General features: G+C 59.8%; 20 protein-coding genes and 2 pseudogenes. 4 read left to right on the top strand and 18 right to left on the bottom strand.

Annotated elements, in window-relative coordinates; translation table 11 throughout:
- Positions 1 to 14 precede the first annotated feature (14 nt).
- The 9 genes from ATY76_RS29735 to ATY76_RS29695 form a co-directional block, all read right to left on the bottom strand.
- Entirely contained in the window at positions 15 to 566 is a 552-nt protein-coding gene (locus ATY76_RS29735; protein ID WP_010029870.1) for an NAD(P)H-dependent oxidoreductase, read from the bottom strand.
- 53 nt (positions 567 to 619) lie between these two features.
- Positions 620 to 1,738, bottom strand: a complete 1,119-nt coding sequence (locus ATY76_RS29730) for an alcohol dehydrogenase catalytic domain-containing protein (RefSeq protein ID WP_190233761.1) — start codon at positions 1,736 to 1,738, stop codon at positions 620 to 622.
- A gap of 105 nt (positions 1,739 to 1,843) precedes the next feature.
- On the bottom strand, positions 1,844 to 3,061 hold the full coding sequence (locus ATY76_RS29725; protein ID WP_190233760.1) for an amino acid ABC transporter substrate-binding protein: 1,218 nt from the start codon (positions 3,059 to 3,061) through the stop codon (positions 1,844 to 1,846).
- A gap of 83 nt (positions 3,062 to 3,144) precedes the next feature.
- The gene (locus ATY76_RS29720) at positions 3,145 to 4,146 is read right to left on the bottom strand and encodes a VOC family protein (RefSeq protein ID WP_088678216.1); all 1,002 of its coding nucleotides are present in this window, start codon (positions 4,144 to 4,146) and stop codon (positions 3,145 to 3,147) included.
- A 98-nt stretch (positions 4,147 to 4,244) separates the two neighbouring features.
- Positions 4,245 to 5,561, bottom strand: a complete 1,317-nt coding sequence (gene eno / locus ATY76_RS29715) for a phosphopyruvate hydratase (RefSeq protein WP_088678345.1) — start codon at positions 5,559 to 5,561, stop codon at positions 4,245 to 4,247.
- A gap of 61 nt (positions 5,562 to 5,622) precedes the next feature.
- Positions 5,623 to 6,168, bottom strand: a complete 546-nt coding sequence (locus ATY76_RS29710) for a cupin domain-containing protein (protein WP_245310151.1) — start codon at positions 6,166 to 6,168, stop codon at positions 5,623 to 5,625.
- A 22-nt stretch (positions 6,169 to 6,190) separates the two neighbouring features.
- A complete protein-coding gene (locus ATY76_RS29705; RefSeq protein WP_088678214.1) occupies positions 6,191 to 6,898 on the bottom strand; it encodes an ABC transporter ATP-binding protein in 708 nt (235 codons plus the stop codon).
- Positions 6,888 to 8,696: a branched-chain amino acid ABC transporter ATP-binding protein/permease gene (locus tag ATY76_RS29700; RefSeq protein WP_245310149.1), complete on the bottom strand. Its 1,809-nt coding sequence runs from the start codon at positions 8,694 to 8,696 to the stop codon at positions 6,888 to 6,890. The genes ATY76_RS29705 and ATY76_RS29700 overlap by 11 nt, the downstream gene beginning before the upstream one ends.
- Complete coding sequence (locus tag ATY76_RS29695) at positions 8,633 to 9,478, bottom strand: branched-chain amino acid ABC transporter permease (protein ID WP_190233758.1); 846 nt, start codon at positions 9,476 to 9,478, stop codon at positions 8,633 to 8,635. Before ATY76_RS29695 ends, ATY76_RS29700 begins: the two co-directional genes overlap by 64 nt.
- A gap of 236 nt (positions 9,479 to 9,714) precedes the next feature.
- On the opposite strand from ATY76_RS29695, the gene ATY76_RS29690 reads away from it, so the two are divergent.
- Positions 9,715 to 10,848: a LacI family DNA-binding transcriptional regulator gene (locus ATY76_RS29690; protein WP_245310147.1), complete on the top strand. Its 1,134-nt coding sequence runs from the start codon at positions 9,715 to 9,717 to the stop codon at positions 10,846 to 10,848.
- Between the two features lie 199 nt (positions 10,849 to 11,047).
- Here ATY76_RS29690 and ATY76_RS29685 read toward each other — a convergent pair whose 3' ends face one another.
- From ATY76_RS29685 to ATY76_RS29675, 3 genes are all read right to left on the bottom strand, one after another.
- The gene (locus ATY76_RS29685; protein ID WP_088678211.1) at positions 11,048 to 11,581 is read right to left on the bottom strand and encodes a carboxymuconolactone decarboxylase family protein; all 534 of its coding nucleotides are present in this window, start codon (positions 11,579 to 11,581) and stop codon (positions 11,048 to 11,050) included.
- Positions 11,582 to 11,739: 158 nt separating this feature from the next.
- On the bottom strand, positions 11,740 to 12,648 hold the full coding sequence (locus ATY76_RS29680; protein ID WP_245310138.1) for a fumarylacetoacetate hydrolase family protein: 909 nt from the start codon (positions 12,646 to 12,648) through the stop codon (positions 11,740 to 11,742).
- A gap of 68 nt (positions 12,649 to 12,716) precedes the next feature.
- On the bottom strand, positions 12,717 to 13,898 hold the full coding sequence (locus ATY76_RS29675; protein ID WP_088678209.1) for a Fic family protein: 1,182 nt from the start codon (positions 13,896 to 13,898) through the stop codon (positions 12,717 to 12,719).
- Between the two features lie 460 nt (positions 13,899 to 14,358).
- Between ATY76_RS29675 and ATY76_RS34340 the strand changes: the two are divergent.
- The 3 genes and pseudogenes from ATY76_RS34340 to ATY76_RS29660 all read left to right on the top strand — a co-directional run.
- A pseudogene (locus ATY76_RS34340) lies at positions 14,359 to 14,511 on the top strand (transposase); the annotation flags it as partial.
- Positions 14,478 to 15,548, top strand: coding sequence for an IS3 family transposase (locus ATY76_RS29665; RefSeq protein ID WP_348627532.1), 1,071 nt, complete (start codon positions 14,478 to 14,480; stop codon positions 15,546 to 15,548). The pseudogene ATY76_RS34340 and the gene ATY76_RS29665, both read left to right, overlap by 34 nt.
- A gap of 14 nt (positions 15,549 to 15,562) precedes the next feature.
- Positions 15,563 to 17,303: pseudogene (locus ATY76_RS29660) on the top strand (hypothetical protein); the annotation flags it as partial.
- 232 nt (positions 17,304 to 17,535) lie between these two features.
- On the opposite strand, the gene ATY76_RS29655 reads toward ATY76_RS29660, so the two are convergent.
- From ATY76_RS29655 to ATY76_RS29630, 6 genes are read right to left on the bottom strand one after another with little or no spacing between them, the layout of a single operon-like run.
- Positions 17,536 to 17,931 carry a DUF3307 domain-containing protein gene (locus ATY76_RS29655; RefSeq protein ID WP_088678208.1) on the bottom strand — a complete coding sequence of 132 codons (396 nt, stop codon included), beginning with the start codon at positions 17,929 to 17,931 and terminating at the stop codon, positions 17,536 to 17,538.
- Positions 17,921 to 19,804, bottom strand: a complete 1,884-nt coding sequence (locus ATY76_RS29650) for an adenylate/guanylate cyclase domain-containing protein (RefSeq protein WP_088678207.1) — start codon at positions 19,802 to 19,804, stop codon at positions 17,921 to 17,923. Before ATY76_RS29650 ends, ATY76_RS29655 begins: the two co-directional genes overlap by 11 nt.
- On the bottom strand, positions 19,794 to 21,110 hold the full coding sequence (locus ATY76_RS29645) for an NAD(P)/FAD-dependent oxidoreductase (protein WP_088678206.1): 1,317 nt from the start codon (positions 21,108 to 21,110) through the stop codon (positions 19,794 to 19,796). The genes ATY76_RS29650 and ATY76_RS29645 overlap by 11 nt, the downstream gene beginning before the upstream one ends.
- 3 nt (positions 21,111 to 21,113) lie before the next feature.
- Positions 21,114 to 21,587, bottom strand: coding sequence for a DoxX family protein (locus tag ATY76_RS29640; protein WP_088678344.1), 474 nt, complete (start codon positions 21,585 to 21,587; stop codon positions 21,114 to 21,116).
- Positions 21,588 to 21,599: 12 nt separating this feature from the next.
- Positions 21,600 to 22,382: a putative DNA-binding domain-containing protein gene (locus ATY76_RS29635; RefSeq protein ID WP_088678205.1), complete on the bottom strand. Its 783-nt coding sequence runs from the start codon at positions 22,380 to 22,382 to the stop codon at positions 21,600 to 21,602.
- The gene (locus ATY76_RS29630) at positions 22,372 to 23,397 is read right to left on the bottom strand and encodes a DUF692 domain-containing protein (protein ID WP_088678204.1); all 1,026 of its coding nucleotides are present in this window, start codon (positions 23,395 to 23,397) and stop codon (positions 22,372 to 22,374) included. Before ATY76_RS29630 ends, ATY76_RS29635 begins: the two co-directional genes overlap by 11 nt.
- Between the last annotated feature and the right edge of the window lie 40 nt (positions 23,398 to 23,437).

Here is a 23,437-nt window from a genome sequence, read left to right as displayed (position 1 = left end):
GCAGTGGCTTCGGCTCAGAACCGGGCGACCCAGCTTTCGAACGCAACCAGGAAGCTCTCGATGAACTTCTGGGTTCCTTCGTTTAGAAATACCCCATGGTCGCCCACCAATTTGTCGGCGGTGCTGAGGTATACCTCAGGCTGGGGCATGGTCGGCACGTTGATGTTGGTCAGGATAACCCGGAGCTGAAGCGCTGCTGCTGCGCCGCCGATGAGACCGGGAGAAGCGCCGGTCACCGCGCCGGGCTTGTGATCCCACACGCTTTTCCCGAACGGCCGAGAACCGACTTCGATCGCATTCTTCAATGCCGCCGGCACGGATCTATTGTATTCGGGAGTCACGAAGATTGCGCCGTCGCAGGCCTTGATGCGCTCGCGGAAGGACGTCCATTCCGCCGGCGGCGTCTCGGTTTCCAGGTCCTGATTATAGAGCGGAAGATCGCCGATCGGCACGATTTCCAGGTTCAGGCCGTCGGGCGCCACTTTCTGCATGGCACGGGCTAATTTCAGGTTGATCGAAGCCTGACGAAGGCTCCCGACCAGGACCGCGATATCTTTCTTGGACATGTTCTCTCTTCTCGCGTGAGGGCGGCGCCGGCCGCAGCCGGCGCCGGTGATTGTTATTGCCAGGCGGCAGGAACCGGCGGAACGACCACGTAGTTGCTGAAGCCGCCATCGCGTTCACCGATGCCGGAGATGGCTTCGTTCACTCGCTCGAGCGGATAGATCTTGTGCTCGAGATAGGAGAGGTCGAGCGCACCGGTGCGGACCATATCGGCCATTTCCTGCCCCTGGGCAGCGCTGAACCAGTTGGAGCCGATGAGCTGAACCTGCTCGTCCATCAGCCACTTCACGTCGACCGGAACATCTTCCGCGACGCCGCCAACGACAACCACACGGCCACCGCGACGAACGCCGCGCATGGAATCGACCACGGTCGCGGCGGGGGCTCTCGCGCCGAGCGCGCTGATGACGAAATCCACGCCCTCGCCGCCGGTTTTGGCCTTTGCCCATTCTCCCGTCGAGCCCTCGCCGAGCATGATCGTGTCGATGCGGTCGGGAGCGATGGCCTTGATGCGGTCCATCAATTCCTTGTTTCTGCCGGTGCCCAGGATTTTGGAGAGACCCATGGCGAGAGCAAGCTTGGTGGCCGCGACGCCGAGCGTGCCGGTAATCCCGTCGATGAGGCAAACCTGGCCGGGTCCGGCCTGCGCATTCTTCAAGGCGCCGTAGGATGTGCCGAGGTAGCCGAAGCGGCCGGCCTGTTCGAAGCTGAGATTGTCCGGCAGGCATACGAGTGAATATTCCGGAGCGGTCATGTACTGGCTGAAACCGCCATAGGGATAAAGATCGAAGATTCTTTGACCATCGCGGCTGGTGCTGAAGTAGCCGTTCAAGGTGTAGTAGCGGCATTGGCTGCGGTTGCCCGAACGGCACGCCTTGCAGGAGCCACAAGATCTGAGAGGGCTGACATAGACGCGATCGCCAATTTTGACATTGGTGACCGCCTCGCCTACTTCGGCGACGACCCCGGCTGGATCCAGGCCGAACACTGCCGGAAACTTCGGCAGCGGCTGGTGGGGAAACCAAGTTGGCCAGTTATTGATCACGTTGGCCATGTTGGGCACGATGCCGCAGGCCCTGACCTGCACCAGGACGTCGTTGGGCCGGGGCGCGGGAACCGGAATCTCATCCAGCGACATCGGCTGATGCAGAGCATGCAGCCGGGCGGCGATCATAGTTTTAACCATTTACTCCTCCATAGGGACATCGGTCGAACGCTGCCCGACCGATTGCATTTTTTAAGTTTCAGACAGGGTGCGCGGCAGTGCCGAGCGGTTTCGTCAGAGGGCGGTCAGGAACTCCTTGCCGGCCGGTCGAAAGTCCGCAGGCCAGACAGTGACCCAATCCTTTCCTTGAACTTGCTTGAGCTTTGTCGATGGCTTTCCGGCATTGAACTTCCCGTCGAAAGTCCTTGTCCCGACGACCGTCTCGACGGGATTTGCGCGCAGCCACGCAGCCATCGCAACATCATCCAGCTTCCCCGCCCCTTCAGCTGCCGCGGCAAGGATCTGCCACGCCGCATATTCGACGGCGGCCTGATATTCGGCGCGCGGATAGGGGAAGCCTGCCGCCTTTGCCTTGCCGTCATAGGCGCTGACGAACTCCTGGGCGCCATGATACTTGAGGAAGGGTTCGTGCTCTTCGAACCAGGTCAGCGAGGTCAGGCCATTCGCTTTCGGGTGCGCCGCAGTCGGGCCGGGTGCCGGGAACAGGTAGAATTGATTCCGTGGCTGGTATTCGATCCGGCTCATCGCATCGAGAAGCTGCACGGCCTCCATGCCGATCGCACCGGACCACAACAGATCCGGATCCGCCGCCTTGATGCGGTTGGCGATGGCGCCGAAGTCCTTGGTGCCGAATTCGTATTCAAGCTCCAGCACGTTCTTGATGCCGCGTTTCTCGGCGACTTGCTGGCCACCCTTGGCGATTGTCAGTGCCGACGGGAATTTGCTGGTGACGAAGGCGATCGTCTTGGGAGGAACCGGCAGGCTCGCATAGGCATCGAGAACGACCTCGGTGTCGGTCAATTGCGGCTCGGGCCCGATCGGAAGAGAGGGGAACTGTAGCGGATAGGGCGCGAGGCTCGGGTCGCCGAGGCTGCTCTGAACAAGCAGCTTCTTGAATCGAGCGGCAACACCCATTGCCGCGATAATCGAGGAGGTGCCGTAGGGCCCCATCAGGAGATCGACCTTATCGGCCGTCACCAGGCGCTCGTAAAGGGTTCGCGCATTGGCGGGAAGCGATTGGTCGTCGAGAAGGACGAACTCCACCTTCCGTCCGAGAATACCGCCTTTGGCATTGATCTGTTCGACGAACACCTCTGCCGCGAGCTTGTGGATTGCGCCGACGCCGGCAAGCGGGCCCGTCAACGGCAACGTTCCGCCGACGCGGATCGGCCCACCTTGCGCGAAAACCTTCGGCATCGCGCCGAAAGCCGCCGCGGCGGCGGCAGAGCCGAGAAATGCACGTCTGTTCAACTTCATGGAATTCGCACTCATCTCATCCTCCCAAGTGCTTCCGGCATGTCATCGCGCTCACGGGTCTCGCGGCGCGTCAGTCTCCTGCCCGCCGGCGGCAGGCCTCAGCTCTTCGCGAGCCCCTCTGCATAGCGTTCCAGCGTCATCGGGTTCGGCATCTTCTCCGGGCGCTCCAGCGGTACTCCCGTAAACTCGCTGGCCTCGAAGAACCATTTCGAGGCGGCCGGCATGCCCCAATGGACATTGGTGCTCAGGGATGCCGCGTCCCAGCGAATGGGCTCCAATTCAGCGTCTATCGTGGTGTAGTGATTGTTGAAGAACTCCACCCGGTGTCCATCCGGATCGCGCAGATAGACGAACAGGACTCCCGAAGGGCCATGGCGGCCAGGCCCGCGCTCGACGCTTTCTCCATAGCCGTAACGGCTGGCAAAGTCGCAGACGGCGAAGATGTCGCTGCTTTCCGCAACCGTATAGGCAAAATGGTGCAGCCGCGGGCCGATGCCGGGCACCAAAGCCAGGTCGAGGCAGACGCCTTTGCGATACATGAAGTTCGCAATGAGATCGTCGCCCGCCGCGATATATTCCGAAGTCCGGAAACCGAGTTCACCGTAGAACGCGCTTAGCCCCAGCGGATCGGCGACGATGACCTGGCAATGGTCGAGGCCCTGGGCTCGGGCGCCGCGATGTTCGTGCACCTCGAGAAACTTGCGGGGATGGACGCTCATGCTGGAGCAAAGCTCGATGCGAGCGCCCGAGGGATCGCTGACAAGCAGGGTCCGCCCCTGGTTTCGAACGTCGATCCATTCGGCCGGAAGCCCCTTCTCCTCGAAGAAGACCTTGGCCTTGTCGAGATCCTCCTCCAGAAACACCCGGTAGCCGATCCGCCGGCACGCCGGCTTGCCGCCGTCAGGTGCGAGCACCAGGCTGTGGTGGCAGGCCTCGGACAGTCCGCGGAGATAGGAGACACCATCCGCAAATTCCGTTTCGATGAGGCCGCCGACATTGACATAGAAATCCCGGCTGCGCCCCACGTCATTGACCTCAAGCACGACGTGGCTGAAGCGCGTGATGTTGAAGGGAGGTTTCAAATTAACAGCCGGAAGCATGTCATCCTCGTTGAGTTTTGCTAACGTTAGCATAAAACGGCCGGGTATTTTGTCAACGCTTGTTTTTACGCGAGACCAGCAGCCGGCCCATCCAAATTCTAGCCTACAGCGGCAACCGCAGCCGGCTTTTCAGCCAGGTCCAGCGCCGACCATCCGGCGAACGAAGCCTCTTTTCCAAGCGCCTCCTCGATCCGAAGAACCTCGTTCCACTTGGCCATCCGCTCGGAGCGTGAGAACGATCCGACCTTGAGCTGCCTGGCATTCCAGCCGACCGACAGATGGGCGATCGTCACGTCCTCCGTCTCGCCGGATCTCGCCGAAACAATTGTCCGAAAACCCGCCTTCTTGGCGACGGAGAGCGCCTCGAAGGTCTCGGTGATCGTACCCGCCTGGTTCGGCTTGATCAGAACGGCATTGGCGCTTTTATCCCTGATCGCTTCGGTTACCCGCGCCGCGTTCGTCACGAAGAAGTCGTCGCCGATGATCTGGCATCTGGAGCCGTAGCGGGCGGTAAATTCCTTGAAGCCGTCAGGATCGTCCTCGGCGAGCGGATCCTCGATCGAGACGATCGGATAGGCCTTCAGCCAGCCGCCAAGCATATCGATCATCTTGGCCGTATCGAGCTGGCGGTCTTCAAGCGCCAGCGAATACTTGCCCTTACGGCCGAATTCGGAAGCCGCAATGTCGAGCGATATCGCCACTTCGCCGCCTGGCTTCAGACCGGCAGCTTCGATCGAACGCACCAAGGCATCCAGAGCTTCCTCATTGCTGGTGAAGGCCGGCCAGTAGCCTCCCTCATCCGCCACGCCCTGGAGCTTGCCGGCCCGCTTCATGATGTCGCCCGCGGCGCGGTAGACCTCGGCGGTCCACTCCAAAGCCTCCGAGAAGCTCGAGGCGGCAGGGCACATGATCATGAAATCCTGGACGTCGACCCGGCGCGCCGCGTGCGCCCCGCCCCCGAAAATCTGAATTTCAGGCAGCGGCATGGTAATTCCCTTGTCGGAGCCCGCGAGATACCGCCAGATCGGTTGATCGGCCGCTGCCGCGGCGGCGTGAAGCAGGGCCATCGACGTTGCGACCGATGCATTCCCGCCCAGCCTGCTCCGGTTCTGGGTGCCATCCAGCTCGATGATGGCGTGGTCCAGCTCGGCTTGAAGCCTCGCGTCCCGGCCAACCAGCAACCTGGCGATTTCGCCGTTAACGGCCGCCAGGGCCTTGTTGATGCCCAAGCCAGCAAGGGCGCTGCCGCCGTCGCGCAGATCGAGAGCTTCGCCGGTGCCGGTCGATGCGCCGGCAGGCGCAATGGCGCGGCCGACAGCACCGGACGCCAGCTCGATCTCTACCTCAACGGTGGGCCGGCCACGGGAATCCCAGACGCGACGGCCCTGAACTTTTCGGATTTCGGTGTTGGTCATGTTCAATTGGTCCATAAGTCAGATTGAGATTTTGGATCATCGAGGCTCGCGGGCCGTCATCTTAATCCGTCGTATCGGCGGTCCTTGCGCCAACCAGCACCACGGCGATGGTTGCCGGTCTGTCGCTTTTGTTTCGCCAGGCGTGACGCGTTGCGTTCTGTACGAAGGTGTCGAACTGGCCGAGGCGGGCCTCATTGCCATCGTCGAGCTCCATCCAGATCTCGCCGTCGAGAACGATGCCGTAATCGACGGTGGGAGTCTGATGCTTGCCATCCGGCTCGAAGCGTTCGGCCAAACCCGGGCTGACCGCCAGGTTCTCCGCCATCGCCGCCGGACCATCGAAATCCGGAGACATGAAAACCGAATCCGGTGGGAACGTTAGCACTAGAAAGCGCGTTTCGCCCGGCTTGGGAACGAAGCTCGTCACCAGCGGCGTTGGATCGGTCCCGTCGAATGGAACCGTCGTGGAAGCCGAGGTCGACCAGACCATCCGCGAGACCAGTCCGGGGACCGTTCTGAATATATCAGTGCGCGGAACGGCGCCGTCCTCAGCGAACCCGGCGGCACCCTGACTGCCGTGCTTGGTGACGACACGTCTGACATGCACGGGAACTCTCCCGCTCCAATTTTCAGATACCAAGATACGCCTCCCTGATGCTTGGATCATTGATGAGAACCTCGGGCGCTCCGGAGGCCGTCACCCGGCCCTGCTCGATCACGTAGGCCTGATGGGCAATTTCAAGCGCCTTGTTCACGTTCTGCTCGACGAGCAGAACGGCGACGCCCCGCTCATTGATCATCTGGATGATTTTGAACATCTCCCCGACGATCAACGGCGACAGCCCGAGCGACGGCTCATCCATCAGCAGCACGCGCGGCTTGGCCATCAAGCCACGGCCGATCGCAACCATTTGCTGCTGCCCACCCGACAAGGAGCCCGCCAACGAATCCTGGCGCTCTTTCAAGACAGGGAAAAGCTGAAACACCTCGGCGAGTGTGGCATCGCGCTCCGCACGAGCGAGCGAGCGGTACGCACCGAGCAACAGGTTGTCCAGGACCGTCATCGCCGTGAAGAGACGCCGCCCTTCCGGGACCACCGCTATGCCGTAGTCGCAGACCCGGTGGCTCGGCACTTTGGAAACGTCGTTACCCTCGATAACGATCTTTCCTTTGTGCGGGCGAAGAATGCCGGCGATGGCGTTTACCAGCGTGCTCTTGCCCGCGCCGTTCGGGCCAACGACCGAAACGATCTCCCCTGGCCCTACACTGATGGACAGGTCCCACAGAGCGATCGCGTCTCCGTAGCCGACCTCGATCTTATCGACCTCAAGCAGCATGACTGCCTCCCAGATATACGCTGACCACTGCCGGATCCCGCATCGTTTCGCCCGGATGCCCAAGCGCCAGAACCTTTCCTTGATCCAGCACTGCGACACGGTCCGCCAGTGCGACAACCGCACGCATGAGGTGTTCGACGAAGATGATCGTCGTGCCACCGGCCTTGATCCGCTTGATCATTTCGACCGCGTGGTCGACCTCGGCCGGATTCAAGCCGCAAAGCACCTCATCGAGCAGGAGCAGCCGCGGTTTTGCGGCCAGTGCTCTGGCGAATTCAACAAACTTTCGGTCATGCAGGTTCAATGTTTCGGGAAGCACGTTGGCCTTGCCGACAAGGCCGGTGAAGGCGAGCGCTTCCCTGGTGACCGCCTCGACAGCAGCTGCGGCCATGCCATCCGCGCTGCCGAACTTCGCGCAGAGCTGCACGTTTTCGAGGACGGTCAGGTTATCGAACAGGCGCGGGATCTGATAGGTGCGCGCCACGCCCTGCTGCGCGATCAGATGCGGTGATCGACCGGAAATCTCCTCGCCTTCCAGGGTGATCTTGCCGGAGGTCATGGCGTAGTGGCCGCTGATCATATTGATCAGCGTGGACTTGCCGGAGCCGTTTGGCCCGACCAGGGCCAGGATTTCACCCCGCCAGACATCCAGGGTCACGCCGGTCAAGGCACGGATACCGCCAAAGGATTTGGTGACATCCTCGCATTTGAGAAGCACGGGACCGGAACCTGCCGCCGCCGAAGGCGCAAACTGCGCAACAGCCTCAGCGGTCTCTGCCGGCGCGCCAGTTCCGTTGCGCCTGCCGGCAAACCTGCGAACAAGGCTGGGAACGATGCCGGACGGCAGCACCAGGATGACGACGATCAGCGCAAGAGCTACGCCCGCGCGGCCGAATTCCGCATGCGCGCCGCTGACGATAGCGCTCTGCAGCACGGTGATGATGACCGCGCCGATCGCAGGCCCAGCCCAATGGCGGGCTCCGCCAAGAATGCTCATGAGCACGACATAGAGAGGCACGGTCACCGCAAATGTCTCGCCAACCGTGACGTAACCGACATATACGGCGTGGATCGCACCCATTGCGCCGGCTAGCGCCGATGAGACCGCAAACGAGATCAGCTTATAGCGGAACGTCGGAACGCCTTTCACTTCCGCAACGTCTTCATCGTCGTGGATTGCGAGCAGGCCCTGACCGAATTTGCTGTGAAAGATGAAATAGGACGTCGCCAGCGCAGCAAGAGCCGCGATAAGCCCGAACATGTAGAGGGAGCCGGACGCCGTTACACCGATCATCGGGATTTCGATCCCCGAGAGGAATACGCCGGTGCCCGAGTCCAGCGCCGTGTTCGACACGATGGCCGCGATGACGAACGTCACCGACAGCGTCAGCAGCGCGAAGAATTCGCCGCGCAAGGCTCCCGAGCGAAAGACGACCAAGCCGATCAGAACGGCGACCGCCGCCGCAAGCAGCGCCGCCGCAGGTATCGTCGCGACGAAAGGCCATGACAGCTGCGTTGCCAGCGTGGCCGTCGTGTAGACGCCAATCCCGAAAAATGCGGCGTGACCGAAACTCCAGTAGCCGGTGTAACCGCTCAGGATGCCCCAGCTCGTCGCCAGCACGACCCAGAAGAAGATGATGTACAGGTAAGAGAGGTAATAATCCGCCATTCCCAGGTAAGGCAGGGTGGCTAGGACGGCCACGACAGGCGCTGCAATCAGGAGCTTTTTCATGGTCAAATCACCGGTTTGCGCAGGAGGATGACGATGAGCACGCTGAATGCCACGAGCGGCGCCCAAGCGGGGTTCACGACGGACATGGTAAGGCTCTCGGCCACGCCGATCAGCATTCCGGCACCCAGCGCGCCGATGGGGCTGCCCAATCCTCCAATGATGGCGACGGCAAACACGACCCCGATCCAGGCCTCGATTTGAGATGGAGCCAAAGTTCCGATCAGGGCGATGAAGACACCCGCGATGCCTGCTGTTGCCGAGCAAAGGCCAGCCAGAATGTATGATACGCGGGTGGAATTGATTCCGAAAGCCGACGCCACGGGAGCGTCATGGGCAGCGGCACGCAGTGCCTTGCCGAGCATGGTCTTGTTCAACGCGGACCAGGCCGCTCCTGCAAGCACGCCGGCACAAGCAAAGGCTGAAAGATCCAATACCGGCACGAAGATCGGACCGAGCCGGATGGTGGTCTGCGCATATGGCGTTTCGTAGCGAAGAAAGTCGGCCGACCAGATCCATTGGATCAGCGACTCGATCAGGATCGTAACGCCGAACGTCACCAGGAGAGAAGCGAATTCCTTCACCTTGAAGCGTACGAATACGCTGTGCAGAGCAATGCCGAGCGCGAAGAACAGCGGAGCGATCAGGAGAGCGCTCAAATATGCCGGAACGCCATAGACGGTGCCGAGCTGGTAGGTCAGGTAGGCGCCAAGGAACGCCAGCGCGAAGTGGCTGAGGTTCACAAGCTTCAACAGGCCCCAGCTCAGACTGAGACCCATCGCCAGCAGGCCATAGATCCCGCCCAACAGGACGCCGCCGACAGCGGATTGCAGGAAAAGAGCGACGGTCATCAGAATCTACGTCCCTCTGCGGACGTGATGATCGATGCCAGGAACACCAGGATATCCATACGTTATGCCTCCTCCCGTTTGCGCTAACGTTTGCACAAACATTCGTCCCACAAGGCGACCCTTCTGTCAACGGCTTTGAAGAAGTTAATTGGTCCACAAGCGCCTGGGCGAACGCACACCATCGGCGCAGCAACGTCAATTCATAGATTTAAGTGTCTGAAAATTTTTTGATTCTTATGGCAGTCGGCGACCGCACCCAAGTGCTGGACGCGAAAAATCAAATGACGCTACTTAAACGGTACGGAAGGTTTGACAACCGCGACGCCAATGCTATCGTTGGCCAAAGCGACAATTCCGAGCCGGACACGATGGTAACAATTAAAGACATCGCCGCGATACTTCAAGTTTCCCCCTCGACCGTGGGCCGCGCCCTGGCCGACGATCGCCGCATCAGCGCGGAGATGAAGCGAAAGGTGAACGAAGCCGCCGCTCAAGCGGGCTACGTTGCCAATCGTGCTGCACGCATGATGCGTGGGGTGCAGAGCAATCTCGTCGGGCTGATCGTTCCAGATATCCGGAACAGCTTTTATTCGACGATTGCCCACGCCCTCTCGCAGTGCCTTCTGTCGGCGAATTACCAGCTGACCTTGTGCGAAACCGATGACGACAGAATGCACGAGCTTCGCCACATCAGGGAACTCACGAGCGTCAACGTCGCCGGGATCATTCTGGTCCCGAGTGCAAAACCTCATCCCGATTCCGCGCGAATCCTGAAGATGACGCCGCATATCCAATTGCTGCGAAAGGCGCCGCTGCTCGGCGACCAATGGTTTGGGATCGATGACAGACGGGCGCTTTACGAGAGCACCGAACACATCATCAACGCAGGTCACAAACGCATCGCCTATATCGGCGGCACGGAAGAACTGCCCACCGGCGCGGCGCGCGTGCAGGGTTTCCGGGACGCCGTCAAAAGCGCCGGCCGAGCCATAACCGTTCACGAGGAGCTTGGCGCGCCCTCCTTGCCCGAATTTGGACGGGAGGCCGTGCGCCGCCTCCTTTCCCTAAAGGATCGACCGACGGCGCTTGTGATCGGCGCGGTGCAAAATACCTCCGGCGTCATTGACGAAATCCAGGACCAGGCCTTGAGCGTCCCTCGAGATATTTCGGTCGTCGGATTTGGCGATGAGCTTGGGTATCGGTGGTGGGGTCCGGGACTGACGACAGTCCAATTGCCCGTTTCGGAGTTGGCGACCGCCTGCGGACTTTGGTTCCTGCACCACCTTCAGAACAAGGGCGACCTCAGCAAGCCCTACAGCTTCATCTCCCCGCCCCACCTGGTCATCCGCGGCAGCACGGGCACTCCGTGAAACGCCGGCAGGCCAGAGATCTCCCGCTGCAAGCGGGATCGGAGAGAGGCGCCCGTCCGGCGACACGCACCTCTCTTCGATCGGCTGCGACTCATCCCGTATCCAGGGCCGGACGCTGAAAGCTCTGGAATATCTTGATGAGCGCCGCCAAGACCATGCGGCAAGCCGAGGCGGCGCAGCTCGCGCGCCGCCTTCCTATTCAGCGGTATCCGTCTTCAAGGTCGATCTTCAGCGCGCCCATGAGGCGAACGCCAGAATTGTACCAGGCGACATTGATCGAGAGCTCGACAAGCTGCTTCTCCGACAGGAACTTCGCGACCCCGTTCCACACCTCGTCGGAAACATCGACATTCAGCGTGGACTCCTTGGCAAAAGCCATCACAGCCTTCTCCTGCTCGTCAAAGAGATCCGAAGTCTCGAAATGCGGAATTGCATGGAACTGCTCCTCCGTTAGGCCGGCCTTGAGCCCATGAGAGTGGTGATGCTTCACCTCGTATTCGGAGTTTGTGCAGTACCCGACCGTCAGGATTGCCATCTCCCGCAGCTTCGGGCTGAGGTCGGCGGCCCGCACCGCATTGGCGTAAGTGAGGAAATCATCGAGGATCGCGGGAGCGTTGGCGAGCGCCAGGAAGATATTTCCGGTCGGAACTTTCCTCTCCTTCAGCAAGCGCTCATTGAGCGCTGGCTGCGTCTCGGCCAGTTCCGTATTCGAGACATATTTTACGCGTGCCATTTCTTCACCCTCAGCTTTGTCTTCGCAATCTCCCTGTTCAAGGTGGCCCGGTGCGGAACCGGCCGCTCAACAGGTGCTAACGTTAGCATTAATAACGCTGGAGATCCCAAGGTCAATCGGAATTTTCGGCCGCAGCCGAACCCCTGCAAGAATCCCGGTTAGTGCGGTGCCGCAACCACTGGATTCGTCAAGATGCCGATACCGGGAATCTCTACCTTGAGTTCGTCGCCGGGGACGATCGGTCCAACGCCCGCGGGCGTACCGGTCATGATCACATCGCCGGGCAGCAGCGTCATGAAGCGGCTCAAGTAGGCAACGATGTCGGCAACCGAATAGACGAGGTCTCGCGTATTGCCCGACTGTTTCACGATGCCGTTCTGGCGAAGGATGACGTCGAGATTCGTAGGGTCGAGATCCGTGACGATGGCCGGCCCCATCGGCGCAAACGTATCGTAACCCTTGCCGGCCAGCAGGCAGCCGAACTTGCTTTCCTGCCTCTGGATGATGCGGTCGCTGATATCGTTGCCGCATGTATAACCGAAGACGTGCTGCAGGGCCTGCTCCTTGCCGATATGGCGCCCGCCTTTGCCGATGATGGCCACCAGCTCGGCCTCGTAATGAACAATTTCGCCATCGCTCGGATATTCAATGGCATCTCCATCGCCGCTCGCTGCCGTGCTCGGCTTCATGAACAGCACCGGAAGCGTTGGCTGCTCTTTTCCGGCCTCATCGGTGTGCTGCCGGTAATTGTAAGCGACGCCGAATATCCGGGGCCGTTCCACCGGGCACAGCAGACTGATGTCGGCAAGGCGATCCACCTTTCCCGTCCGCTCGACAGCCTCGAACGGATCGCCGGCGATCCGCTCAATCCTATCCTCAGTTTCGATCCCATAGTGAATTCCGTCGACGGCCCGGTAGCGCACAATCTTCATTTCGATCTCCATTTTTGCTAACGTTAGCGCAATGAAGCCGGCGTCGTCAACAGATGACGGTCCCCGGTCGGACCACCGTTGCGCGACGACTATTGTCGAGGGCGCAAACGGAGCATCAAAGAAGATGTTGATCAAGGACGATCCTGGGCTTTTCAAAGTGCCGGGCGCCTCGATGAAGATCGAACCTTCGACCCACCTGTCTGTCATGAACTGAGAGGAAGAGGATCGGTGCCTTCGCTGAGAATTGCAAGATATCTCCGGTAGCTGAACACGCGGCCACGTTTGCGGCCCGTCACCTCGTCGACGATGTCCAACCGCTGCAGATCCGCGAGTGCTGCATTGACCGTCGGTGCGGACAGACCTGTAATTTGGACGACCCGGTTCGCCGTGAGAAAAGGATTCTGCTGGAAAAGCCCGTGAATACGAAGTGCTGATCCTGCTCTATCACTCTCCGTGGTGATACGCTCCCGATCTTCCTTGAAGAGATCCACAATCTGGGTCGCAGCCTCAAATGCCTGATTGGCGGTATCAGCCACACCAGTCAGGAAAAAGTCCAACCAAGCCTCCCAGTTTCCATGTTCGCGAACCTCTTGCAGTAGCCGATAATATTCCCTCCGATGGGATTTCAGGTAAAGACTGAGGTAGAGCAATGGCTTGCGTAGAACGCCGTTCATGCAGAGGTATAGGGTCACTAGCAAGCGACCTATACGGCCATTGCCATCGAGAAATGGATGGATCGTTTCGAATTGAACGTGCAGCAGACCGGCTTTGATTAGCGCCGGCAACCGCGATTGGTCATCATGCATGAAACGCTCGAACGCATCCAGACAAGCGGCCATTTCCGTGACGGGTGGAGGCACGAAGAGCGCGTTACCGGGGCGCGTGCCGCCAATCCAATTTTGCGAGCGGCGAAACTCTCCTGGATCCTTAGTGCCCCCTCGCCCACTCTGTAGAAGCCTGGCGTGCATCTCGCGGATCAGGCGCAACGACATGGGCAGCGTTTCCAGCCGCTCCAAGCCGTACATCATCGCGTCGACGTAGTTGGAGACTTCACGAATATCATCAACCGGCTGCCCCGCTTGCGCCTCAGTCTCAAACCGCAAGAGATCGGAAAGCGTCGACTGCGTGCCCTCAATCTGTGAGGAAAGAACAGCTTCTTTTCTCACATACATATACAGGAACAGCTCCTGCCGCGGCAGCAACATTGTGATCCCATCCAGGCGCCCCAGCGCGCGCTCTGCCAGGCTGAGACGCTCTAAAAGGGAGAGCACATCGATAGGTGGCTCGGGTGGCAGTGGCGGAGGCACGAACGCTGGCACCGTTTCACTGGCAGCGACCGTCTCTACGAAGCGACCGAGGCGAGGACTGGATTGGGAATCAAACATATCCCAGTATCGGTCTCGCCTCTTATTTAAACAAGAGGCGTATCATTTAATTAAGCATCTGACTTAGATAAGCGCGCTTAATCAACGGGTACGATCATCGATCTTCCGAGCGCAGGTCCCCAGCAAACTATATGGACTCATTGCAAATGACTCAGCGGCGGTCAATGTGCCGCATCCGATACATCCTCTCTTGAAACTGCACTCCTATTCCCGCTCGCCCTCGGCACTGGCGCCGAGAGAAGCGGAATGAGCATGACCAAACAAGACATTTCATCACGTCATTTTCAGCGAAAGATCTCTGATTTTTGCGAGCTGCGCATCGCACCGATTGCATCCAAACGCGTGCTGGAGAATGTTCGGCCCTTTCTAATAAGCTTGATCATCTACCGAAAGCCGCTGACCTGCCACTGCGAATTTCCTCCAGGATGGATTAGAGTCCGGCCCATTAAAGGACGGACGAATGAAGAAGCAGAGATTTACGGAAGAGCAGATTATTGCGGTGCTGAAGGAGCAGGAGGCAGGCGCGAAGGTGGCCGACCTGTGCCGCAAGCACGGGATTTCAGAAGCGACGTTTTATAACTGGAAAGCCAAATATGGCGGCATGGAAGTCTCCGAGGCGAAGCGGCTGAAGGCGCTCGAGGACGAGAACGCGAGGCTGAAGAAGCTGCTGGCCGAACAGATGCTGGATGCAGCCGCGCTCCGCGAGCTTCTTGCAAAAAAATGGTAGGGCCTGTCGCCCAGCGTGAAGCCGTCACGCATCTGAAGGCCGTCATGGGTCTTTCGGAGCGGCGGGCCTACCAGATCATATCCGCCGACCGCAAGACGATCCGTTATCGATCCTCTCGACCGCCCGAGGTAGAATTGCGGGCGAAGCTGCGTGACCTTGCCAATGAGCGGCGGCGTTTCGGCTATCGGCGACTGTTCATCCTGCTTCGACGGGACGGAGAGCCGTCCGGGGTTAATCGCATCTACCGGCTCTATCGCGAGGAAGGACTTTCCGTTCGCAAGCGCAAGGCCCGGCGGCGTGCCGTCGGCACGCGTGCACCGATCCTGGTCGAAGCGAAGGCCAATGCTCGCTGGTCGCTAGATTTCGTGCATGACCAGTTCGCCTGCGGCAGGCGCTTCCGCATTCTCAATGTCGTCGACGATGTGACGCGCGAGTGCCTAGCCGCCATCCCCGACACCTCGATCTCCGGGCGTCGCGTGGCGCGGGAACTGACGACACTCATCGAACGACGCGGCAAGCCAGGAATGATTGTCTCCGACAACGGCACCGAACTCACGTCGAATGCCATCCTCGCCTGGTCGAAAGATCACAAGGTCGAATGGCACTACATCGCGCCGGGAAAGCCGATGCAGAATGGCTATGTCGAGAGTTTCAACGGGCGCATGCGCGACGAGCTGCTCAACGAAAGCCTGTTCTTCGGCCTCGATCATGCCCGAAGCGCCATTGCTGAATGGGCGGACGATTACAACCATTTCCGTCCGCACTCATCGCTCGGATACAAAACCCCGGCAGACTTTGCCGGGACCATCGCCGCAACCGGCTCCAACGCTGCGCAAGATGAAAGCTTCGCGTTTCCGCCGGTTGCTCACACCGCGCCATTTGGCGTATCCAAAACTGCCGAGGCTCTAATCGTCGCCGGATGAAAGTTCAGTGGCAGGTCAAGGGCAAGCGTGTGCCCCAATCTGTCGCCAGCTTCCAAATCCTCCGCCGCATCGAGCAGCGCTACCGATTGCCAGATGGCTATTTCAAAGACAAGCTGCCGCATCAGGCGCGCTCGCTTTACGGTCATGATCTCGGCGATATCAGCCCCGCTGAGCGGCGCAGGATCTCCTTACATCTGCCGGATGACTTCAGCAGCCTGTCCTTTGCCAAGCGTGAAGAGATCCTCGATTGGGTGCGGCGGGTGATCATCTCCGGCTCGACAGAGTATCGTCGGTACCAGGCGGCGGCTATCAAACAACGTTACGCCATCCGCTTTCCTGGCGTGACTTATGGTGGCGGCGCTCTTTCACCTCGATCCTTCGCGTCGGCCGGCGCCCATCAGAACATCGCCCAGGAGTTAGAGGATCCCGATCTGCTGTCTGGTGTTATAGATGCACCGCCGAGGCTTGCTATGGAAATGGCTGATCTAATCCGCTTCAAGACCTCGACACTGACGGCGATTGGGTTTCAACGAAATGGCGTCTGGGGTGAGGAAACGGCCTCTCAGAAGATCGAACACCTCGGCCTGATGTTCGGCGCGCTAGCGGCCTCACCGAATGGAGCAGTAAGGGGCTGCGGCGTGCCAGTCAGCCAACTGAGCTTCGGCCTTCTCATCTTCCCCGGCGTTTGGGACTGGTATCTGCAGTGGCGCGAACAGCGCCGTGGCTTCTACACCAAGTGGGAAGAGGACATGCTCATGGTCGCGCAATCCCTCACCCACCGATGTAGGCTGGCTCCGACAGCATCCTGAGCTGCTTCAGAACGTCAGGCCTATCGAGGGCTTAATTGCGCAGGAAGAGATTGAGTTCGCAGCCCGCGACTGGCACGGCGCCTGTGATGCATTTCATCGGCATGCTGCCAGCCGATCCAAGGAGATCCAGCGCGTCATGCGTGTCCATCGTGACCCGTTTGAGCCGATCATGTGCGTGCTGGAAGCGGAGAGCCCTCTGGCGGAGTATCGTAAAATCACAGACGAGATCCTGAAACGCATGCCGGACGAAAGCAGATATCCGAGGCCAGCGGCAGAAGCCGTCAGGTCATTCCTACTGCTTCGGCTTGGCCTGCACCTTAGACTACGGCAGAAGAACCTCCGCCAATTGCGTGTGTGCCCGCGAGGGCATTATCCGACGTCGGAACGCCGACTTGAAGACTTGAAATGCGGCGAGCTGCGCTGGAATGATCGCGACCATGGGTGGGAAGTCCTTATCCCATCAGTCGCGTTCAAGAACTCTGGCTCTTCTTTCTTCGGCCGGAAGCCGTTCAGGCTGATCCTCCCGGACCTGCTCGACCTCTACAAACATCTCGATGCGTATATCGACCGGCATCGAGGTGTCTTGCTTAACGGCGCAAAGGATCCAGGGACGCTCTTCGTCAAAACGGTGAAGGCGACCAGCATTGATGCAGCCTACAACTCCACCACCTTCTACGAGGCATGGAGAAACGTCATCCAGAGGTACGGAATCTACAATCCCTATACAGGGCGCGGCGCGATTAAGGGCCTCTTGCCGCATGGGCCCCATAACCTACGGGACGTTCTAGCGACACATATCCTGAAGCAGACTGGTTCCTATGAACAGGCAAGCTACGCCATCCAGGATACGCCGGACGTGGTGCAGCAGCATTACGGTCGCTTCCTGCCGCAGGACAAGGCCGCTCTCGCCGCAAAGATTCTCAACCAAGTCTGGGAAGCTGCGTAACATCGAAGGAAACATTCGGCTCGGATGTGACCCCAGCTTGCATCCGAGCTGATATCGTGGTCTCCGCCTTGAAGGGATCTGAACCGGCGGCCCACTACGCATTTATCCAGAAAAGAGCTGCGACGGGGTACGAGAGGGAGGCTACTACGTGTGGGTCGATACGCCCTGGCAACAGCTCGAAATTAGTTCATGCTACCGCTTTTGATAGCGGAGAATGTTTTTGGGCGCCTTTTCAAACGTTGAAATAATTTTGCCAAGCTATCACGGTCAAGATCATCGAATAGGTCAGATGATGAGCGAGTTGATCGCCACCGTGCAGCATCCAGAATGAGCGCGCATTCATCGGGCAGGGATGACGGCGACCGTGTACGGCTTTGAGATGATCTATTAGAAAATGAATGAGAAACTCGCCAGTAACAACAGCAACAGCCCATGTCAGGTTTGGCATTGATAACCATAGGCCTGGCATTGTGGCGGCGGCGTGGATGCCTGCGTGGATGTATCCTCCTAGTTTCTTAAAATCCCCTTTCCCACCTATCATCCAGGCCGGCTGCAGCACGTAATCGGCCACGAAATGCTTGATCTGCAGCCAAACGAGCGTTGTCAGGAGGAGGCAGTCAATCGCCATATCGCGCTACCTGCTCCCGCTCAATGCTTGGATCGATCGTATGCACGCAAACCGGCGCAGTCTTTCCTCGGATGTTTACTGCTCCCAGCAATCTTGCACGGAGATGGCCTCGCGTCCTGCGGAACGTTTCGTCGCTCAGCGCGATCTCCACACCCTTCTCCTTCGCGGCGCCGACGAGCCGGCTCGCGAGATTGACGGCGTCGCCGATCGCCGTGTAGCTCAGCCTTTCTGCTGAGCCAATATTGCCGACAAGCGCCACGCCGCTATTGATGCCGATACGCACGCGAATGGCATCGTGCTTCGGCGCGATAGGAGGCATGGCGTGCATGGCGTCACGGATTGCCGCCGCGGCGCGACACGCACGCAATGCGTGATCGGGTTCGTCATTTGGCGCATTCCAGATTGCCATCACCGCATCGCCGATGAATTTGTCGACCGTACCGCCCTCGGTATGAATGGCGGCGATCGACGAGGTTAGAAAGCGTGTCAGGCTCGGCTCGACGCCGCTGCCGAGCTCTTCAGTCAGTTCTGTGAAGCCAGGTAAATCAGCAAATAGGACTGTTATTTCCCTCAGTTCACCGCCTGGACGAGGCTCGATGCCGCCATCGACAAGCGGGCGAACGACCTCGATCGGCATAAAGCGTGCGAAGGCGGAAAGGCCACTCGACATCCGTTTCAGCGCGAACGAGAAATCGTCGAGTTCGGCCAGCAGCGCCGGCCTGTGCTCAACGGCCTCGAGCTCGAACCTCTCGATCAGGCGCAGTTGCCCGGCAAGGCGGGACAGTGGTCGAGTGAAGAGCGTTCTGGCAAACAGGATCGCGGTCACCGCTGCGAGCAATGCGATGGCGCCAATGATGAAAATCACGCGCTCGGTATTGGCATCGATATCGCCGGCAAAGGTCGCCCGCGGTATCGCGGTCACCAGTCGCCAATCTTCGAACGGCAATTTGCCCGACGAGACGAAGACCGGCCCGAGGCTTTTGTTGTCGACCAGCGTCCGGAAGCTGTCGCCCTCGTCGCGGGTCGCCGCGGTGGCGACCGCCGCGGCCAAAGCATCGGATGGAGGGAAATCCTTGAGATGAGCCGCCACGACACCATCGGATGGTTCTGATGTCGCCAATACCATATCGTCTCTGGCGAGGAGGAAGGCCTTGCTGCCCTTCGGAACCTTGAGTGCGGAAAGCGTGGCCGACAGCCGATTCAGGCTGACCGCCACCATCACCACGCCCTCGAAATGTTTGAAGACTTCAACCCTTTTGGAGACCACGATCGCCGGCTCGAAGCCATTGGGCAAAATGCTGACGACAGTCCAAGCCGCTTCCGTGCTCACGCTGCCGCGCCGGTACCACGGCGAACCCTCCGAGACGTAGACGCTTTCGGACTTCAGGCGGTTCTCGAAGAAAATATCACCAGGTATCGGCTTATAAAGATCGCGGCGCAACGGGCGTGGCTTTCCCGGAGCTGCTACGCCAATCTCCACCATTTCGATGTCACCGTCCGGCATCGCGTGCGAGCCGAAAAAACGGCCATCCGGGAAGCCGAAACCGATCCAGGCGATCGCCGGCTGCTCGCGCAGCAGCGACAGGAACAGGAACTCACGCTTGACCTCGTCGTCTGGCCGGACCGCGCCCTGAAAAAAAACTGATCTGATGATCTCCGCGCTGCTGGAAACCAGTGCCAGATTTGAGGTCAGCGCATTGCGGACGGCGGCGGTGCTTTGGGCGTCGAGGCTGGCGACAACCGTTTCGACATTCTGGGTGGCCGTGCGATACCAGACCAGATGGACAAGCGCTGCCGTGGACAACACTGCAAGCAACAGCAACGCCGTGACTGCGCGTCCCATTTTAATCCGTGGGAAAGCCCTAGCGTTCATGGCGATCGGTAATCAGACGGGCGCTGCGATCATAGCGAATGTAGGCCAGAGCCCAATCGATGAACACCGCGGCGCGATTGCGGAAACCGACAAGAAACCAAAGATGGGCAATATTCCACACCAGCCAAGCACCAAAACCCGACAGCCGGATTCGCCCGAAGTCGGCAACCGCCGCCTTGCGCCCGATCGTCGCCAGACGGCCAAAATCACGGTAGCGGAACGGCCCGATGGCCAGACCGTCAAGATTGGCGAGAATAGCGCGTGCCGTGTGCTCGCCCATCTGCTTGGCGGCTGGCGCGACGCCCGGAACTGCCCCGCCGTTTTCATCCGTCACCGCCGCGGTGTCGCCAATCACGAAGATGTCATTGTTGCCTGGCGGGTTAAGGTTTCGGTCGACATGGACGCGGCCGGCGCGATCGGCAGGCACGCCTAGCCATTTCGCTGCTTTGGAAGCCATGACGCCGGCCGCCCACAGTACACAGGATGATTGAATTTCCCGCCCGTCGGCAAGTGTAACACCTTGAACATCGCAGCGCGTCACCGCCGCCTTAAGAAGTACCTCGACGCCAAGCATCTCCAGGTGCCGCCGGGCTTTCTCAGACAGTTCCGGCGGCATGGCGGGCAGGACGACACCACCGGCTTCGACCAGGACAACGCGCGCGGAGGACGAGTCGATGCGTCGAAAATCGCGAACGATGACTTTTTTCGCCAGTTCGGCAATGGCGCCTGCCAGCTCAACGCCGGTCGGGCCCCCGCCGACGACGACGAATGTCAGAAAGCGCTCGCGGTCGCCCTGATCCTCGGCAGCCTCGGCGCGTTCGAAGGCCGACAGGATACGGGCGCGGATTTCGGTCGCATCGGCGATCGTCTTCAATCCGGGTGCCGTCTCCGCCCATTCATCATTGCCGAAATATGCGTGCCTGGCGCCTGTCGCGATGATCAGATAGTCGTAAGGAATGCGGCGGTTGGCCGTCTGGACGATCCGGGCCTCCTTGTCGATCCCCTCGGCGCGCTCCATCAGAACGGTGACATTGGCTTGTCGCGAGAGGATGCGGCGGATCGGCACGGCAATTTGCGCCGGAGAAAGCCCGGCTGTCGCCACCTGGTAGAGCAAAGGCTGGAACAGATGGTAGTTGCGCCGGTCAATGACCGTCACATCGACATCCGCATGCCGCAGTCCCATGGCCGCGGCAAGACCGCCAAATCCGGCCCCGAGGATGACCACCTTCCGACGGCGAGTAGCCCTTAAAGCATTCCGATTGATCGCAGACGAACCGCTATCGACCTCCTCTACCGTGTTACGCATGGCTCAGCGCTCCCTCAGAAACAGGCGGCTGGAGACATAGTCGAGTGAAACAACACCGGCTCCGCGCGTCAGGATCAACAACAGCGGCGCGGTCCAGAGCAAATGATCGGGCCAGTTCTGGGGATAGACGAGGAACTGGATCGCCGAAATTACGCCAAGCAACATCAGGGTGGCAAGTCGCGAGAACAGGCCGAGAAAAATCAATATGGAGCCGCTCAGCTCAGCTGTCGTCGCGAGCCCGGCGGCTACGCCGGGGTCAATGACGGGCAGCCTGTATTCAAGCGTGAACAACTGCACCGTTGTCGGCCAGGAGGCAAGCTTGCTCTGCGACGACTGCCAGAAGACGTGAGCGACGGCCAGGCGGGAGACGAGTTGGGCAAGCGAGAGCGGCAGGATGTTCAAATGCTCCAACGCGGAGACGTAGAGTCCGGCAATCCCGACTTTGCGGCCCGTTGCGACAGGGTTCATCATGGTCATGATTTCCATCCTTCAATTGGTTGCGAGCTCGATGTGGCGAATGCGGGCTACGAGGCCTTCGGCGAACAAGCCGCTCAAGGCAGTCGCGAGATCGAAATCAGGCGTTCGGAAAAGGATACGGTCGACCGTCGCCTCCAGACTTGCACGCTTCTTCAGTGCATGCAGGAATGCGAAATGCCGAGCTTCGAGGCGCAGAAAACGCACGCTCTCGCTGGTCCGCCATAAAGCGATGCGCTCAGATCGGCGGCGCAGTGCCGTCAGCGTCCCGATCTCTCCGCCCGGCTGATGCGCCGACCAGATTTCCAGTGCCGGCCAACGACAGACGAGCAGACGCAGCGACGGCTGAAGAAAAATTTGTGGAACTGTGTCGGCTTCGCCGTCTGCAAGCTGCTCAAAGATGCAGCCCGGTAATGCCGGCGCGTCAAGCGCTTCCGCAATCATCCATTCCAACCGGGCAGTTTCGGCGATGAAGGGCATCGAACGAATGTCTTCGAACTCGGCCAGAAAGCCGGGGAAATTGCCCCCATAGCGAACGAGCCGTGCCTCCTGTGGAGGATTGTTGCGTATGAAGACGCCGGCAACGTAACGAAAGTAGTTTTCGCTCAAAAGCTGCACCGTGACCGGGAAAACCGCGATCAAGGTCGCCGTCAGCGAGGCGAACGTGTTGTTGCGGTAGATGTTGAACCGGCGCAGCGGGTCAAAAGCAGCTTTGGCCAACACCGGAGCAACGTCACTGCGATCGCCATGCAGAATGGCCTGGGCGATCCTTGACTGTAGGACGCAATTAGAAAGCATGGCCGCTCCTCCTTGCCCCTGAATGAATGGCGAAGACGGACGGTTTGATCGTCGCCAGCGCGGCAAGTGCCGGCATTGGTCCTTTCGTGCTGGCGGGCTGCAACGGCAGGATCATGCCGTCGAACCGACTCGTCTGAGGCGCTGGCCTTGCGGCCAGCATTCGATCTTCGAAGGCGATCGATTGGGCGAGCAGATCGGCCCACATGGCTTCGCCGAGCAGCACGTCCAGAGCGGGGACATCGGTATCCCATTCGATGAGCGTGGGACGATGTCCGATTTTCCGGATCGAATAGGCATAGAGTGACCAGACGGCCGGCGGAACGCGGGAGCCATGGTCGTCGATCAGCACGATATCGCCCTCAACCTCGTTAACCGCGTGGCCGGCGAGGTGAATTTCGCCGACAGCATGCGCCGGGAGCTGATCAATGAAGGCTTTGGCGTCGAAGCCAAGATTGCATGCCGATACATAGACGTTGTTGACGTCGAGGAGCAGACCGCAACCGGTGAGCCGGACGAGTTCGCCGAGAAATTCCGCCTCGGTCATAGTCGAACCCTCGAAGGCGATATAGGCCGAGAGGTTTTCGATAAAGACGCGCCGCTGAAGCGCATCCTGAAGCCTCAAGACATTGGTGGCGACGACGGTCAGTGCCTGCGCGTCATAGCGCAACGGCAGAAGGTCATTCAGATAGGCGCCATCGGCAACGCTCCAAGCAAGGTGTTCGGAAACAAGGCTTGGCTGGAAACGCAGGCAGAGCTTGCGCATACGTTCCAAGTGGTCGCGATCAAGACCGGAGCTGCTGCCGAGCGACAGGCCGACACCGTGGATTGACAGGGGATAGCTTTCCCGCAGCCGCTCAAGCGCATCGACGGCCGCCGAGCCGCCCATATAATTTTCTGCATGGACTTCGAGCCACCCCGCCGATGGGCGGCGGGACAGCATTTCGCCGATATGCTGGGAGCGAAGACCGATGCCCGCGGCGTTCGGCACCGGATTGCTCGGAAATATCTTGGACATCGGTTGCTCCTTTCGGATGTGCAGTTGAGAGTTTGAGAGA

This window comes from Rhizobium sp. R339 (assembly GCF_002211395.1).
Classification (GTDB): Bacteria; Pseudomonadota; Alphaproteobacteria; order Rhizobiales; family Rhizobiaceae; genus Rhizobium.
This window is presented reverse-complemented; position numbering and strand designations above follow the sequence as displayed.